The organism is Cognaticolwellia beringensis, assembly GCF_002076895.1.
Lineage (GTDB): Bacteria > Pseudomonadota > Gammaproteobacteria > Enterobacterales > Alteromonadaceae > Cognaticolwellia > Cognaticolwellia beringensis.
The window spans coordinates 3663761-3679345 of the sequence record NZ_CP020465.1 but is presented as its reverse complement, the minus strand read 5'-3'; the positions used below and the strand labels follow the sequence as shown (position 1 = coordinate 3679345).

The following is a 15585-nucleotide window of genomic DNA, read 5'->3' as shown; positions in this document are numbered from 1 at the left end:
TGCTACTTAGGTGACCAAATTAACAGTTATACAAGGCTCTATTAATACCCGTTCACCCACTCTGCTTGGTTCAACTAAACTACCAACAGCGACAATTTCACCACAAACATCGGCACCTTGAATACGTGGAAAAACTAACGAATTTCCACTCCAGCTTGCATCGTCGCTGCTATTGTTGTCCTTCGAATACCAACCAATTCGCGTGTTAATGTCGGTATTGTTCACACCGGCAGCAGAAACACGAATCAACACTTCACTTTCTTTGGGGGATGGTGTTGATATATCGTGATGTAATTCTAGTTTATCTAGCCCTCCGTGACTGGTTAGTAGCGCGCCTTTCATTTTTTTTCGGTATAGCTTTCATCATTAGCTTTCCCCTAATAAACTTAAAATAGTTTGTTGTGCGGAGTTCAAAGTTTCATCACCAAATACCGGCCAAGCGCTTGATACCCCCTCATGAAGCAAAAACAACTGAGTGGCTAAGTCTATACGTAGGCTATGTTTACCCAAGAAATTTCTAACATCTTGTTTGTGAGCTTTGACAGTTTGCTTAATACGGTCGTGTTCAGGAAATGCCCCAAGGGCACACACCGACATACATCCATTGGGAGCGCATTCTTTCATCCACTGCCTCAATTTTGTAAAAATATGGAGAACTGCCTCAAGTCCATTTTCAGGTGAGTTATTTGATAAGAAATTTAAGTAACGTTTGACGTGGTCTAATTGATACGACTACCCCAGTTAAGACATAATAGACTTAACTGGAGATACAAATGAAAAACCGTAAAACTTATTCAAAAGAATTCAAACTAGATGCAATTGCACTCGTTAGAGATCAAAACTACGCTGTAGCAGAAGCCGCTAGAAATTTAGACGTCAGTGCTCAAGTGCTTGGTCGATGGATCAAAGAAGCTGAAAATGATGATGGTCATGCTTTTAGAGGAAATGGAAAGCTAACGCCAGAGCAAGATGAAATCCGTAAACTTAAAGCTCAAGTAAAGCGCCTAGAAATGGAGCGTGAGATATTAAAAAAGCGACGGTCTTCTTTGCAAAAGAAACGAAGTAAAATACTCGTTTGTTACCCAACATAAGAAGATCTGGCCTGTGATACTGATGTGTCGAGTACTGGGTATAAAAAGTAACAATTATTATAGTTATCAGAAAAGAAAGGCTCAAAGACCCATTGATACAACCCATCAAGAGATGCTGAAATGGGTGAAAGATATTGCAAAATTTAGCGATAATACTTATGGCGAAAGACGTATTCAGAAAGCGTTGAATGCACTCAGCTTCCCAGTTAGCCGTAGAAAAACAGCGCAATTAATGAAAGAAGCAAACGTTTGGGTACGTTACAAGAAAAAATATAAAGCAACGACAAACAGCGAACACAACAAGCCCGTGTACGCGAACGAACTTGAGCAAGACTTTGATGTGCAACAACCTAACCAAGCGTGGGTGCAAGATATTACCTACATATGGACTTCAGAAGGCTGGCTTTATTTGGCGATAGTAATCGACCTATACTCTCGTAAAGTTGTCGGTTGGAGCATGGGTTCAAGAATGAAAGCTCAACTTGTTTGTGATGCTCTCACCATGGCAATGTGGCAACGAAAAGCAAAGGCTGGACTGATAGTACATTCAGATCAAGGTGTTCAATATGCGAGTCATCAATATAGACGAATACTCAAGTTACATGGCTTTGTTGGTAGTATGAGTAAGAAAGGTTGCTGCTGGGATAATGCGGTAGCAGAGAGCTTCTTTGGTAGTTTAAAACAAGAACGCGTGCATTGGCGTAACTATCGAACACGTTATGCAGCTCAACAAGATGTGCTGAACTACATCACGATGTGGTACAACAGCAAAAGAATGCACTCATATCTTGGTTATCAAAACCCCAATGAATTTGAGTGTAAAGAAAGAGAACTGAAAAAGGTAGCTTAGCGAACTTAACTAGGGTGTCTGAATTTAGTTGACCAGGTCATAATTAAACGACAACATATTACGACTTATAGTTGAAAGTTACTGATTATCAATGTGCTGTGTTTTCTTACCAATAAACTCGTCATAAAGCTTTTTATGGGCGGCTTTTGAAAAGGTATCTGTACGGCTTTCATATTGGGAGATCCAATCAAGCAGCATAGGTAAGTTATTATCTTGATCGGCTTTAGTTTTATATTTATGGGCTTCCCAAGGACGGTTTTTCGCATTGCTAAAACAAAGTTCAATCGGTAGATTTAAGAATATGACTTCGCTGCACTTTTCTAGCGAATGGCTGAGTAAATCACTATAACAGCCTTCTATCACCCACTGGTTATTTTGCTTAATAAAGGTGTTTATTTCACTGACAGAAATATCGACGCTTTGACGCTGTGGCATGGATGAATATTCTGTTATTGGAAGCCAAGCTAAGGTGTCTAAATCTAAATGGGCAAGTTGATGTTGTTCAGCGAGCATTTTTGCCAAGCTAGACTTACCTGATGCAGAATTGCCAAAAATTACAATTCTTTTAACCTCACAACTAGCTTCCAACATAGTAATATATTAGGCCTCATTTTTCTTCGCTTTCAGCAATACTGTCCATATCATTTGCCGAGGTATTTTCATTTGATCCTATAGCTAAATTAGCTTCAGCTTCTTTTGCTGCTATAGCGGCACGTTCAGCCTTTGAAACATATTTAGGCTTGCTCGAATTTTGCAATTTAGCATTCATTTTTTTAATTTTGGATTTTAAGGTTTGGTTAATTTTCTTTTTACGGTTCATATAACGATTATTCTTCTGTTGATTACTTAAAACTGCGGACTAATTCAATTCGCTAGTTGTCGTGAATTCTATGTTTAGTTAATTGCTCAGGTGTTGAGCTATTTAACTATTTAACTATTTAACTATTTAACTATTTAAGCAAAGGATGATCTGCTGGTAGTTGTTTAGCGATCCATAACGCTAACTTATGCTTCATACTTGCTAGGTCTTCACCATCTTTTGGCAACGGCTGTATAAGTTTATCATTGACGAGTAAACGATATAAACTTTCAATTTTTTCCTTTGCTGCATTTGTAGCTGCAAAGCCTTTATAACCCCGATTTTTCGCGTAGCCTTCACCAATAACAATGGCTTTTTTCAATAATTCTGCTTCATTTTTTAACTTCTTCATTTGTTGTGTTTTTTCCTATTGTATTTTTATAACTCGCTCAGGTATCAGTTAGAAGATTGAACCTGAGCTTTAGTGATCATTTACTTCAAACAAGATATAGCGGTTTTAAGCACACAATACCCATATAAAGAATTATGCTGCTGGCATTTCAACATAAAAGGCGTTTAGCTTATTGCCATCTAAATCTCTAAAGTAACCGGCATAGAAGCCGTCCATTTCACCGCGTGGGCCAGGAGCGCCTTCACATGTAGCACCTAGCTCTAGTGCTTTTTGGTAAAATGCATCGACTTCATCAGTTGAGTCAAGCATGATGGCAACCATAACACCGTTGCCCACCGTTGCTGGCTGACCATCAAAGGGTTTAGTGACTGAAACGCCAGGAGATTCTGGTGACTTGCACCAAGCAACAAATTGTTCTGTTTCTAGAAATCGGCCTGCGCCTATGGTGGCAAAAAGCTCATCATAAAATGCTACCGCTCGGTCTAAATTATTGGTACCTAAAGTAACGTAACCTATCATGGCAAATCCCTCATATTAATTTTTTAATAATCAGCCAACATTGATTTATCAAATTGGTCGGTTGATATAGTTAACTGTAGATTTTCTATTCGTGTGTTCAATTCACTAATGTCAGTATTGAGTTTAGACATTGTTAGCGTATTGTCATCTAATAAATAAATTTGCTTTAAACTGGCATAATAAAAATTCAAAATAACTAAGGCATTTACGTCTACAGCAGCAGGGTCGTCATTACTCGCAGCAACTTTGATTTTTTTCAATTTACGATATATCGCATTTTGCTGCTGCTTAATTTCCCAAACATAATACACTTCACTGAAAAAAGCACTAAAACGTAATCGATGTAAGACAAACACACAGGTTAATAATGCGAGTAAAACACCGAGAAAATTATACTTAAAATTACTTTCTGTCGCCGCAACCTCATTTGCTATTTCCCCCGCCGCCACGTTAGTTGGGTTAGCCATGACTGCCGCGCTATCAGCAAATAACATAATCAGACCCTGCCCATATGCCAAAGCTAAAATGAGTAAACTGGCAATAAAGCCGACAATAATAATATTCAAATGTTTACGGTAAACGGGTTTTTCTATGTCTTTTAACTTCATTTCTCAACTTACTTCTATATTTTCAATAAATAATAACGGTTACGCTAACTCGAACTAGTCAATTGCGAGCCCAGAATGACGTTTAACTTGCTGACTCACGCCACTTTGCCAAACAGACTGACTACTGGCGATGCTCAACTTTAGCTTCGCGCGGGTGATGCCAGTATATAATAATTCACGCGACAATAATCTATTGTCTTTTTGCTCTGGCAACACCATAGCGACATGTTCAAACTCGCTACCTTGGGTTTTATGGATGGTCATCGCGTAAACTGTTTCAAATTTAGGTAAACGCGAGGGTAAGATCCAGTCGTAACCGCCCTGTGCATTTTCAAATACCGCCATTAAATGCCCTTGGCTATTACGCCAAAGTACGCCAATATCGCCATTATAAACGCCTAAACGGTAGTCATTTTCGTTGATCATGATCGGCTGACTGGCGTACAAGCTTGTATTTGACTCAAAACGGTTAAAAGGAATAACACCTTTGTTACGCAAAATATCAATAACTAAAGCATTTAGGCTTTCAACCCCTTGTGGGCCTTTGCGAGTAGACGATAAAATTCTAAACTTTGCCAATAACGCGAAAGCATCTTCAACCTTGCTACATTGAGACAAGCCCAAGTAATACTGCTCAACAAGTGGTGTTAGCCAAGTTTCAACGTTACCTGGTAATAATGTTAATTGTTTGTCGTTGCTAAGGCTTTCGTCTTGCAAAGAACTATCAAGTACTTCACTTTGCTTTAATAACTGCCAACTTTCTTGATATTGACCATTGATTACATAATTTGCGATTCGGCCTATGCCACCTTCCCCATCAAATCGACGACTTTTCATTAGAAAAGTTACACAATCGGCAGCGCTGTATTGTGCGGAATTTGCATCGGCAGTTTGATCTTTAGTAAGCGACTGATACCCCGTTACTTGTGCTAAATATTGATGGTTCAAAGCGCTATAACCTAGGTGAGGACGTGGCGCAAAATCAGCTAAAACACTGCCAATCGCCACTGACGGTAATTGGTCGGCATCACCGAGTAAAATCACTTTAGTGTTGATCGGCAAAGCCCGAAAAATTCTCGCCATCATAGGTAAGTCGACCATTGACACTTCATCGATAAGGAGAATATCTATATCGAGTAAATTATCTTGGTGATGGCGAAAGTTAACCTGTTCAGGAATAACGCCTAATAATCTATGTATGGTTTTTGCTTGCTCAGGAATAAGATCTAATACTTCGTCATTGATAGTGCCGCGAAACGCTTTAACCGCACTGGTGATAGATTCGGACAAACGCTGCGCCGCTTTACCTGTAGGCGCAACTAGGGAAATTTTTGGTGCCGTAAACTGGCTCTCCTTTTGGCTTTCGATATTTGCGCGAGCTAGCATGATAAGCGCAGCCAGCAGTTTAGTTACGGTGTAGGTTTTACCTGTACCTGGTCCACCCGCAATAATGGCAAAATCTTTATTAATGGCGTTGGCAACGGCAACAGCTTGCCAATCAATTTCGCTATTTTGTGTATCGCTTTGTTTATCGCTTAGTGACGCTAAACCTGGAAACAAGGTCGTTATAATGCTTCTAATATTGCCAACATCTTCAAATGTTTCATTACTGTTACTCAATGACTCAACTAACTTGGTACTAACAACTCGTCGTTCGCGCACAACCTGCTTTAATTCTTGTTCAAATTGATAGTAACGGCGCAAGTACAACCGGTTATGACTGAATACTATCGGTTGCTGCTCAGAGGGGGCTATTTTATCCGAGTCCGCTAAGGGTAGTGCTGCCATCAGCGCGGTGAGTGTATCTAGATCAGAAAATAAAAAGCCTTTAGTGCTCGTTTCGCTTTGATTAATAGGGTCAGTAAATAAGCGCTTGCCCGCGACTTGCGCCAGTGGCAAACAACTGTGGCCGTCTCGCAAGCTTGCACTTAAGGCTACTAATAAGTGAAACCATTGCTGCTGTTCAGTCACTTGGCTAGAGACGCTAACTCCAGAAGGTTCAAGACATTGGCTAATTTCTTTCGCGAAAAAGTAGTCTACAGCCACCAGTCCACCTAATTGACGTGCGGCATGCTGGAACGAGGCATAAATACTTTCTTTTTGGCAGGTCACCTTACTTTCGCTACTAATAACAAGTTCAGACATGAGTGGTTTCTCCGGCAAAAATACTGTCTAGTTGCTCTAATTCTGCGAGCGTAATTTGACGATAATAAACGCCACAACCTTGATGTTCACTTTGATCGCTCATGCCACGTAAATACAAATAATAAATCCCGCCAAAATGCTGCTCTGGGTCATAATCTGCCAAGGCATATTTTAAATGTCGATGTAGTGCTAAAGCGTAAATGAGATATTGTAAATCATAATGATTTTTTTCAATATTATGGCGCATCGCGACATCGTTATAGTCACTATACTCATCGCCCAAGTGACTAGATTTATAATCACAAACATAATATTTACCATCGGCTTGAAAGATTAAATCGATAAAGCCATGCATCATGCCTTTAAGTTGTTGATAAAAGGGTAAGTGCACTCGGTGTTGTCGCACTATTTTACTACTTGTAATGATACTGGCATCACTACCGACATAGTTATTTCTATGCTCGGACAACAGTTGAGTTAATTGGCTACTGCTTGCTGAACGCATTGGGTAATAAAATTCTGTTTCACGTAATGTCGCTTGCGGTGTTAATTGGCTTAGCGACAACGTACTATCTTGGTTAAGTGGCGTATTTAATACTTCTTCTAACCATTTTATCAATAATGTTTGGCCATCTCCCTGTTGTGCTTGACCAGAAAGCTGACTTACATCACTTTCGAGTGAAGGCTCAATCGAGCTTGCAAATACGTCATCTACAGCGCCATATTTCACTAGCGGCCAATGACAACTTTTTTGCCAATCAGGTGCTGAAAAGTCCGTTTGTTCTAAAATATCATGTAGCAAGTTACCCGTTTGTGCGCCTTTGGTGAGCGAGAAACGTAATTCAATGGCCGTTTTAGATAACGTATTAAACAGTTCAGTTTGCTCATCAACATGTATTGTTTCTTCGGTATCACGATCTGGCGCTGAAACACCGTTATGGCGTAAGTTTTTACTCAAAGCAGAAAATGAACTTAACCACCAGTCACGTTCAATTCTGCCGTTGAACCTAGCCACTTCTGGCTCAGTTTTAACTTTACTTTCATCATAAGTGCTTTCAATATTTGATGATACTGAAGCTTCTTTAGGTAACTTTTCTTCGGGTAACTTTCCTTCGAGTGAATAGTTATCTAACACGTCAAGCGCAACCTCTTCGGGGTTGTCTTGTGCTAATTGTTGCAAACTGGTCGCTATGTCAGTTTCTGCTGACCATTTCAGGGTTTTACCTAAGGGCGATTTTTCATAGTTGTCAAAAGCTGTACTGAGAATATAACATCGTTTTTCTGCACGCGTAACAGCAACGTAAAGCAGTCGAATTGCTTCGGCATAGGCTTCTGCTGCCATGCGCGTTCTCGCCTCGTCACTACCATCAAGACTATGATGTAGCGCACCGCTTTCATCGTGATGCTCAATAAAAGTTACATTACGATTACCGAACTTGAGTGGGTCTTTGTGGCGCGTAGCGAACGGCACGAAAACCACCGGATACTCCATGCCCTTAGAGCCATGTTGCGTGATAATCCGGATCAAGTTTTCATCACTTTCTAAACGCAACTCTGCTTCAACTTCTGGGTTGTCTATTTGGCTTTGTTGTTCAAACCAAAATAGCAACTCTTGTGGCTGGCGATGTCGCTGACTTGCCCCTTGCAATAATTCAAATAAATGCAATAAATTGGTTAATATTCGATCAGCATTATTCTTGGAAGAAATAGCATTAGAGGAACGCGTATCGGCAGAACGGCTATCGGCATCACTAACATCAATATGAAAGTGTTGATGCATTAACTGCAACGCCATACTGATAAAGCCTTTAAACTGCCATTCATTACGCAGTTTTTCAAAACTAACTTTTAATTGCTGCCATTGCTGTTCATCGTGTTGTAACTGCAATAGCTTCTCACGATTAAAGCCCATCAGCGGGCTCGCTAATGCGGCGGTATATAAGCGATCATTTTCTAAAAATAGAATACCTTTTAACACTTGCAGTAAATGTTTGGTTTCGTCGCTTTGCAATAAATTAGCACGATTACTCATAAATACACTGGCTAAACCACAGGCATTTAAGGCAAATTTAATATCTGCCGCTTCAGTTCCATCGCGCACTAGTAGCGCAATATCACCGCTAGCCATATTAAGATCTGAGCAAGCTAATAAACGCACGATTTCATTGGCGCACCAAGCGGCCATATTCGCGCGATAGCTTTGTTTAACCGCTTTATCTTTACCGTTTTTGCCTTTAGATTCTGATTCAACATTAAAATGAATAAACTGCAGTGCGTTAAACTCACGGTCTAAAAACACTTTCTCGTGCGCTTTTGGCGAGGCTTTAACCGGTAAATAAGGAATTTGATAGCCAAAAACATCCCCCGCATCGTCTGATAATTTATTACCGTAGAATAAACGATTATAGCCGGTGATCATGGCAGCACTTGAGCGCCAATTGGTATCCATTAACCATTGGTAGTCACAATCGTTTCGTGCGGAAAGATAAGCAAAAATATCGCCACCTCGAAAACCATAAATGGCTTGCTTTGGATCGCCTATCATATACAGCGCTGCGTTTGGCTGATGATAGTAAATCGCTTTTAAGATCGAGAACTGTTGTGGGTCAGTATCTTGAAACTCATCAATAAGCGCGACTGGAAACTGAGAAAATATGCTATTGGCTAAAACCTGTGTGGGCTTATTTTCAAGCTCAAGTCCTGACTCATGTGCTTGCTCATGGGTTAGACAATCATTTAGCGTACTAATTAAATCGTCAAAACCCATAACATTGGCTTGTAACTTTTTACGGCTGATTTCAGCTCGAATATGATAAATACCCTTTCTTACCACGAGTAAGGCATGTGCGCGATTAAGTTGTTTAGATAGTTCAGGATGTTGTTTTTTAACGGTATTAACGGCAGTAAAAATCTCAACTAACTCACTTTTAACTTTTGAGCGGGCATAACGCCTGCCATCAATAAAAGCATCTGGCATTTTGCCATGCTGGCCCGTTACATCGGCTGACAGCGCAGCTAACCAATTTAATAATAAATCTAACTCTTGCTGACGCTTTTCTCGCTCAGCCCCCTTTTTAACATCAATTAGCGACTCAGTTAACATAGCTTTATGTTCGTTCAAACTTGCAATGGCTTGTTCAACTAAAGCTTTAAATTCAATACTAATGTTTGCAGGGTCTTGCACGTTCAACTGATTGTTCGTCGATAAGGCTTTTGAAAACTGATTAATAAAAGTGCCCGGCTCTGGCCAAAACTCAGTCACTAACTTAAAGGCTTGGCTGTTATTTTCGGTGTTTAATGCCACTACCCGATACCAGTCTTGACAGGCTTCTAAGGTAATATCTTGGGTGTCTGTTTCCATTTGGGCATTAAAACTAATACCACTAGCAAAAGCATATTGGTTCAACACTCGTTTACAAAAACCATGAATGGTAAAAATAGCGGCTTCGTCAATATACAACAAGGCTTGGCTTAACCGAGCTTTTGCTTCTCGACTGCCAATATTCTTGTTAGCCAGATTCACACTTAAGGTTTTAAAGTAGTCATCGCTAACAATTAAACTGTCCCAGCTATGTAAACTTTCTCGAATAAAATCATCGATACGGCCGCGAATTTCTTCAGTAGCATCCTTGGTAAATGTCATCACCAAAATTTGTTCAATCGGTAATTCTCGCTCTAATAATAAGCGGAGAAATATTCGGGTGATATTGTGAGTTTTACCTGTACCCGCACTAGCTTCAATTAAGTGTTTACCTTGCAGGGCGATAGTATTTGCGTTTAAATTTTTCATTTATTAGCTCCCTGCTTTACTGTCTGCAAGGCATCGAACATCGGTTGATACAAGGTCAATAACCTTGGCGAAATTTCTTCATAATCAGGACACTGCGGCCAAAAATACTGTACATAGGCGTCATCGCCAAAAGCTTGAAAACTGTTACTGTCAGACCAAAACTGTTCAAACTGCGCCTGCTCAAATACTTTGCTCTTACGTATTTTTTCACCAATATCGCCATTAAGTAATAGTGGCTGATGTTGCCCTAAATAAAACGTCACAATTAGACCTAATAACAGCCCTTTGGCATCTTCAATATCACTGAAGTAAAATTGGCTTGGTTTCTGGCTTTTAGTGTCAAAATAGTAACCATGTGTAGCACTAATATTGGCAAATATGTCAGCGTTTTCTTGTGCTTCATCCGCTTGGGCTATTTGAATAATTAACTGATGTAAATATAAGGTAAATAAATCTTTCGCTTTTGCGCTACTGCTGCGATAAAACAATGCTTTGTTATCAACAATCGTCAGTTTACAATTTAGCGTTAAATGTTGAGGTAATACCGTTTTTAATATTTCTAAGTCACTCTTTGAATACAAGCCATTAGCAAGCAAGGTTTGGTTGGTTAATATATTGGCTAAATCAAGCGTAACGCTGCAATCGATAGGAGCAATAGTTAAGGCGTCATTTTGCGTTAATTCCGCGATAATAAACTGACTGAAGTCTTCACTGTCTTTTTGCCAGCCTTTTATCAACTCATCGGTGTTGGGTAAGTCGGGTAAGTTACCTGAAAGTTTAGCGCTGAGTAATATATCGTCACAACTTTGCTTGCTTTGTGCTGGAGCTAAGTAATAGTTGAGTAATTCTTGCCTCAGTAAATAACTATCGAGATGGTTAGGCACAAACGGCTCTACATCATTAATTACCGTATGGCTATTATCCAAATATAAATAAAGCGTGTGTTGACCATAATAGCGAGAAGGATGCTGATAAAATCGAATAACATCCGTGACTGATAAGCTGTCGTCAATAATTGCCATGCTGTTATCAATTGTTTGTGAGTTGCTATTCTCTGTCTGATTGTGAACTGAACTGTCAGTTACTTTTGTTCGACGTAAATTGAGCCAGTTAGCATCAAAACTGCCGAACCTACCCAGATAATTTTTCTCGCTAAATGCCTGCATCGGTAATTGTCTAACTTGGCTTAGTGTATTGGTCTGAGCTCCAGTTTCAGTTTCAGCATTTAAACCCAGTAATTGCCAACCATAACCGCGGGCCAGATATTCCATCAGCTCTTTTAATACTAACGACGGCTGCCGGTCTTTATTATTTCTAATATTTTTACCTTGATAGCTTAAATACAAAGCTTGGCGAGCAGAAATTATCGCCTCTAGAAATAAGTATCGGTCGTCACCTCGTCGAGATCTGTCACCTAACTGCGCTGGTGTTGTGGTCATTAAATCAAAACTTAACGGTTGGCGTTGACGTGGAAATTCTCCATCGTTCAAACCTAATACTGCAATAATTTTAAACGGAATACTGCGCATTGGTAACATAGAGCAAAATGTGACTTGCCCGATCATAAACTGTCGTCCGGGATCAGGCTGACTGAAATGACTGTTCAAAAAATCACGAATAACCGCCAAACTAATATCGCTGGTATAAGCCGCATGCTGGCAATATTCGACTAACGACTCCACTGCGCTGCGCACTACATTGAGACCATTATCGTTTTCATCGTCGAATAATTGCTGTAATAAATCAAACAAAAACTGCTGCCATTGCGAGGCTGTACGCGCTTTTGACATGTTAATAGCGGTGAGCTGTAACTGCTCAATAATGAGCATTAACTTGCCAAGTAACTCACTGTCGCTGCCTTCAATAGTGGGCAATAGCATCTGATTTTGATAAATAACGCTATGGTCAGCAAAGGCAAATCCCCGCATTAAGCGGCTAAAACCTTGTTGCCAGGTGAAGCTATCGCTAGTGCCGCTAAGGGTTTCTGTTTCTTGAGCTTCGCTTTGCGCTAACACTTGTTGTTTATGGGCTTTATCTAAGCCCCAGTGCACACATGAAACCTCAAGCCAATGGGTGATTTTTTCAATGTCGTCAAGGTTAATGCCAAAGCGAGCTTGCATGGCAGGTAAACGCAACAAAGCAATTAGGCTTGAAACCTGAAAGCGACTATCTGGCAGCGTTAACAACTGAGCAAAAGCCGCAACTAACGGTTCGGCGTCTTTACTGATGCGATCGGCAATTGAACACGGTAACGGTGGTACTTCGTCTGCAATATCTTGCCAACCGCGGGTAAATACCGCATTCACATAAGGCGCGTATTGCTCAACTTGCGGACACATGACTAAAACGTCTTTTGGCGTTAAACTTTTATCTTGATTAAATTGATGTAATAACCAATCGTGTAAGCCCTGCACTTCTCGCAAGGCACTGTGCGCACTGGTAATTAAAATTGAGCCATCAACTTTAGGCGATTGAAGTGTTTTTGTCGACTTGGGTGAGCGCGCATCGGTGAGCGATAAAATATCTTGCTGAACACTCGCTAAAACACTGGCTTGTGCTATAGCTTCTGCGCTTGGATTAGCTTGGTCTGCACTTTTTGAGTTCTCACTCGCCAAGTCAGCCACTGCCGACTCGAATACGTCAATATTGATAGTACTGTATTGATATAGCAAAGCCATGAATTCTCGACCTTGCTGGCCTAAGTTAGCTAATAGAGGATTACCCACTTGCTGGTTTATATCCGCTAAGTCCTTACTTTCGAAATCATTACTTTCAACGTCAGTGAATAGGCCTAATTGTTGATCGTTCTCGCTGTTATTTTCATCTGCAGTTTTTTGTCCCGCGGAAAAATCAGTACCTTTGAGCCAAGCTTCAATGGCATTTTTTTCCGTAACAACATCGCCCCAGTAAGCATAGCAAGGGTTTAAATGGAAGAAGTGTACATCTATTTGTTCACTTAAGGCATTAATGAATTCAAGCCAAAGTGGTGCCATAGCATTGATGCCAAAAAACGATAAACGATGCGGTAAAGCTTGTGCTTTTAATCTATCGACATTGTTTAAGTTCTTTATTGCCAGCGCGACAAGTTCACGGGGATCATAAGGTTGATCTCGTACCAATAAATGCCAAAGTTTACCCTGCCAAATTGCATTGCTTGCTTCAGTTTGTTTACCTTCTTCAATAGTATCTGATGAAGATGCGCTCGCTTGGTGATCAAATGCAGTAAATTCACCTTGATGCCAAGCGTGGATCCATTCAGGTCGAAATATTAGATATTGTTCGTATAAATCAGCAAGCTGACACGCCAACTGATAACGTTTTAACTGCTCAGCTTCGCTATATGAATTATTACCACTATTTTTTGAATCAGCTTGCCAATAATCACTCGCTACTTTAAACGCGTCATCATCAATGACTTCATTAGCAGCTAATAAAGTATCAATACGCCAAGCGAGTACTTCCCGAGAATAAGGCGACTGCTCAGGCACATCTTCATCGCTGGCTAAATTTCGAATTAAATTCCATAAAAATTGCGATGGTAAGGCATAACGCATATTCATGCTAATACCCCGCTGCTCAGCTAGCGACATATTAAGCCAATGTTGCATGCCAGCATTTTGCACGATTACGGTGTCTTGAGCGAAAACAGGAAGTGGGGAAAGTTGCTGGATTTTATCTAGCAATACTAACAAATTTTCCATTTTATTAGCGGGATAAAGATAGAACAAATGTGCGCCTTTTTAGCCATTTTTCTTATAGCTAAATTTAACCACATCAAGTCCGATAACACTAGTGGTTGTTGTGCCGTAAGCATGGTATTTTATTGTAGAAAAGCGTTTTTAGAACTTAAGAATGATCTATTGGTATATCATTTGGAAATGGACGACCTTGATTAGTTTCCATTGCATCTTTAAGGCTCAGTAAAAACACCGCCCACTTCGTACTACAATGCGCCATAAAATCTGAAGACTCTTGCCAATTTCCATGGGTAAAGCGCACAAATGTTTGTTCGCCATCAACATGTAATTGAAAACTGATTTCGGTGCCTACCCAAGCCTCTGGCATATTGCCTGAATGCTGCCAACGCACTGTTTTATTTGGTAATAGTTCGATAACTTTAAAGTCGGGGCCACCGCCATTAAAGCGAAATTTGATAATTGAATCGACATCTCCAGCCCCTGATATATCGTTCGTCCACCATTTCGTTAAGCCTTCATTAGTGGTTAATGCTTGATAAATTTTATCTACGGATGTTTTAATACCAACTCGGTGACTTATTTCATGCATAGGTATCTCCAAATATTTATCACTAAATCTGAACGTTATTGCGCTCGCTTATTACACTTACTATAGCGCATTAGCATTTGTACACAAACGTTAATGCACAAGGTCGCCACTGAATCTATCCCTGCCTTGCCAATAAGTGCATTCAGGGCAATAATTACCATCAGGGTAATCAATTCCCTCTTCATGTGGACAGCCAAATATTCCTTCAATCATACTGACGGATTTCACACCATTTTCATCTATAAACGTTAGTATTTCGCTAAAAACGTGCTCTGATTTTCTTAGTTCAGAGGATGAAAACCACTTTTTCATTGGCTCTGCTTCCGCACCATCAAAAGCGATGATTGCGCAAACAGCTTTTGATGCCATTTTATTATCGGCACCATAAAATGCGATCGTTGCTATGGGATAACCTTTGTCACCTTTTCGAAGCTTTTTACTCAATAATTTTTTGTGTTTGCCTTGCGCCATTTGAACACTCCATCGCCAAATATGTTGTTAAGTTATTAACATGCTCTTGAACAATAAAATCGTCTTCACAACTGCAATAAAAAGTAGAGGTAAATTTAATCCCAAAATAATTAGCCGTCAATTTAAAAGCGGCGACGAAACATTCCGGTACTTCGTTATCAGCACCGGTAGCAAGTATAGAACAACTCTTTCCTTTGAGAGTTCTACCTAGTTTTTTTTCAATGGTTAGCAGGTCTGATAAACGGTCGATAAATATTTTCAATTGCGCACTCATTGAATACCAGTAGACCGGTGTTGCAAACACTAAATGATCATATTCTACCAAGGTATTAATCAATCCTAGAAAATCATCGTGCTGATTTCTATGTTGGTAGTCAAATACCGATATTGAATAATCCGTTAAGTTAAATAAATCACAGGGTTGATGTTCCATATACAAATTAGCTAATTGCTGAGTATTTCCATGCTCTCTTGACGAAGCCAATATAATTGCCGTTTTCACTACATTCTCCATATTTTTATTCGGATATACCTCATAACATCAGGCAAATATTTCATGCATTATATTTTCCTAATTTTGAACGGAACATAGCATTTAGCTCACGCTATAAAA

Annotated in this window: 13 protein-coding genes and 1 pseudogene; 1 reads left to right on the top strand and 13 read right to left on the bottom strand. The window is 39.9% G+C overall.

Annotation, left to right across the window (positions count from 1 at the left end):
• Nucleotides 1-27: 27 nt before the first annotated feature.
• A pseudogene (locus B5D82_RS15465) lies at nucleotides 28-342 on the bottom strand (alcohol dehydrogenase catalytic domain-containing protein); the annotation flags it as partial.
• Nucleotides 343-366: 24 nt separating this feature from the next.
• On the bottom strand, nucleotides 367-624 hold the full coding sequence (locus tag B5D82_RS15460; protein ID WP_216628997.1) for a hypothetical protein: 258 nt from the start codon (nucleotides 622-624) through the stop codon (nucleotides 367-369).
• A gap of 149 nt (nucleotides 625-773) precedes the next feature.
• On the opposite strand from B5D82_RS15460, the gene B5D82_RS15455 reads away from it, so the two are divergent.
• A protein-coding gene (locus B5D82_RS15455; protein ID WP_094122816.1) for an IS3 family transposase occupies nucleotides 774-1941 on the top strand; the annotation gives its coding sequence in 2 pieces (ribosomal slippage) (nucleotides 774-1033 and nucleotides 1032-1941; 1170 coding nt in all).
• Between the two features lie 78 nt (nucleotides 1942-2019).
• Here the strand turns inward: B5D82_RS15455 and B5D82_RS15450 are convergent.
• From B5D82_RS15450 to B5D82_RS15400, 11 genes are all read right to left on the bottom strand, one after another.
• Nucleotides 2020-2532: an AAA family ATPase gene (locus tag B5D82_RS15450; protein WP_081152780.1), complete on the bottom strand. Its 513-nt coding sequence runs from the start codon at nucleotides 2530-2532 to the stop codon at nucleotides 2020-2022.
• Nucleotides 2533-2548: 16 nt separating this feature from the next.
• Nucleotides 2549-2761, bottom strand: coding sequence for a DUF2986 domain-containing protein (locus tag B5D82_RS15445; RefSeq protein ID WP_081152779.1), 213 nt, complete (start codon nucleotides 2759-2761; stop codon nucleotides 2549-2551).
• A 130-nt stretch (nucleotides 2762-2891) separates the two neighbouring features.
• Nucleotides 2892-3152, bottom strand: a complete 261-nt coding sequence (locus B5D82_RS15440) for a DUF5062 family protein (RefSeq protein ID WP_081152777.1) — start codon at nucleotides 3150-3152, stop codon at nucleotides 2892-2894.
• 132 nt (nucleotides 3153-3284) lie between these two features.
• The gene (locus tag B5D82_RS15435; protein WP_081152775.1) at nucleotides 3285-3671 is read right to left on the bottom strand and encodes a VOC family protein; all 387 of its coding nucleotides are present in this window, start codon (nucleotides 3669-3671) and stop codon (nucleotides 3285-3287) included.
• Nucleotides 3672-3694: 23 nt separating this feature from the next.
• Nucleotides 3695-4279 carry a DUF3087 family protein gene (locus tag B5D82_RS15430; RefSeq protein ID WP_081152774.1) on the bottom strand — a complete coding sequence of 195 codons (585 nt, stop codon included), beginning with the start codon at nucleotides 4277-4279 and terminating at the stop codon, nucleotides 3695-3697.
• Nucleotides 4280-4333: 54 nt separating this feature from the next.
• On the bottom strand, nucleotides 4334-6424 hold the full coding sequence (gene recD, locus B5D82_RS15425) for an exodeoxyribonuclease V subunit alpha (protein ID WP_081152772.1): 2091 nt from the start codon (nucleotides 6422-6424) through the stop codon (nucleotides 4334-4336).
• Nucleotides 6417-10214 (bottom strand): exodeoxyribonuclease V subunit beta, encoded by a 3798-nt coding sequence (gene recB, locus B5D82_RS15420; protein WP_081152771.1) that lies wholly within the window; start codon nucleotides 10212-10214, stop codon nucleotides 6417-6419. Before recB ends, recD begins: the two co-directional genes overlap by 8 nt.
• Nucleotides 10211-13942, bottom strand: coding sequence for an exodeoxyribonuclease V subunit gamma (gene recC / locus B5D82_RS15415; protein ID WP_081152769.1), 3732 nt, complete (start codon nucleotides 13940-13942; stop codon nucleotides 10211-10213). The genes recB and recC overlap by 4 nt, the downstream gene beginning before the upstream one ends.
• Nucleotides 13943-14060: 118 nt before the next feature.
• A complete protein-coding gene (locus tag B5D82_RS15410) occupies nucleotides 14061-14501 on the bottom strand; it encodes an SRPBCC family protein (protein WP_081152768.1) in 441 nt (146 codons plus the stop codon).
• A 90-nt stretch (nucleotides 14502-14591) separates the two neighbouring features.
• Entirely contained in the window at nucleotides 14592-14972 is a 381-nt protein-coding gene (locus tag B5D82_RS15405; RefSeq protein ID WP_081152766.1) for a hypothetical protein, read from the bottom strand.
• Nucleotides 14938-15474, bottom strand: coding sequence for a flavodoxin family protein (locus tag B5D82_RS15400; RefSeq protein ID WP_081152764.1), 537 nt, complete (start codon nucleotides 15472-15474; stop codon nucleotides 14938-14940). Before B5D82_RS15400 ends, B5D82_RS15405 begins: the two co-directional genes overlap by 35 nt.
• Nucleotides 15475-15585 lie beyond the last annotated feature (111 nt).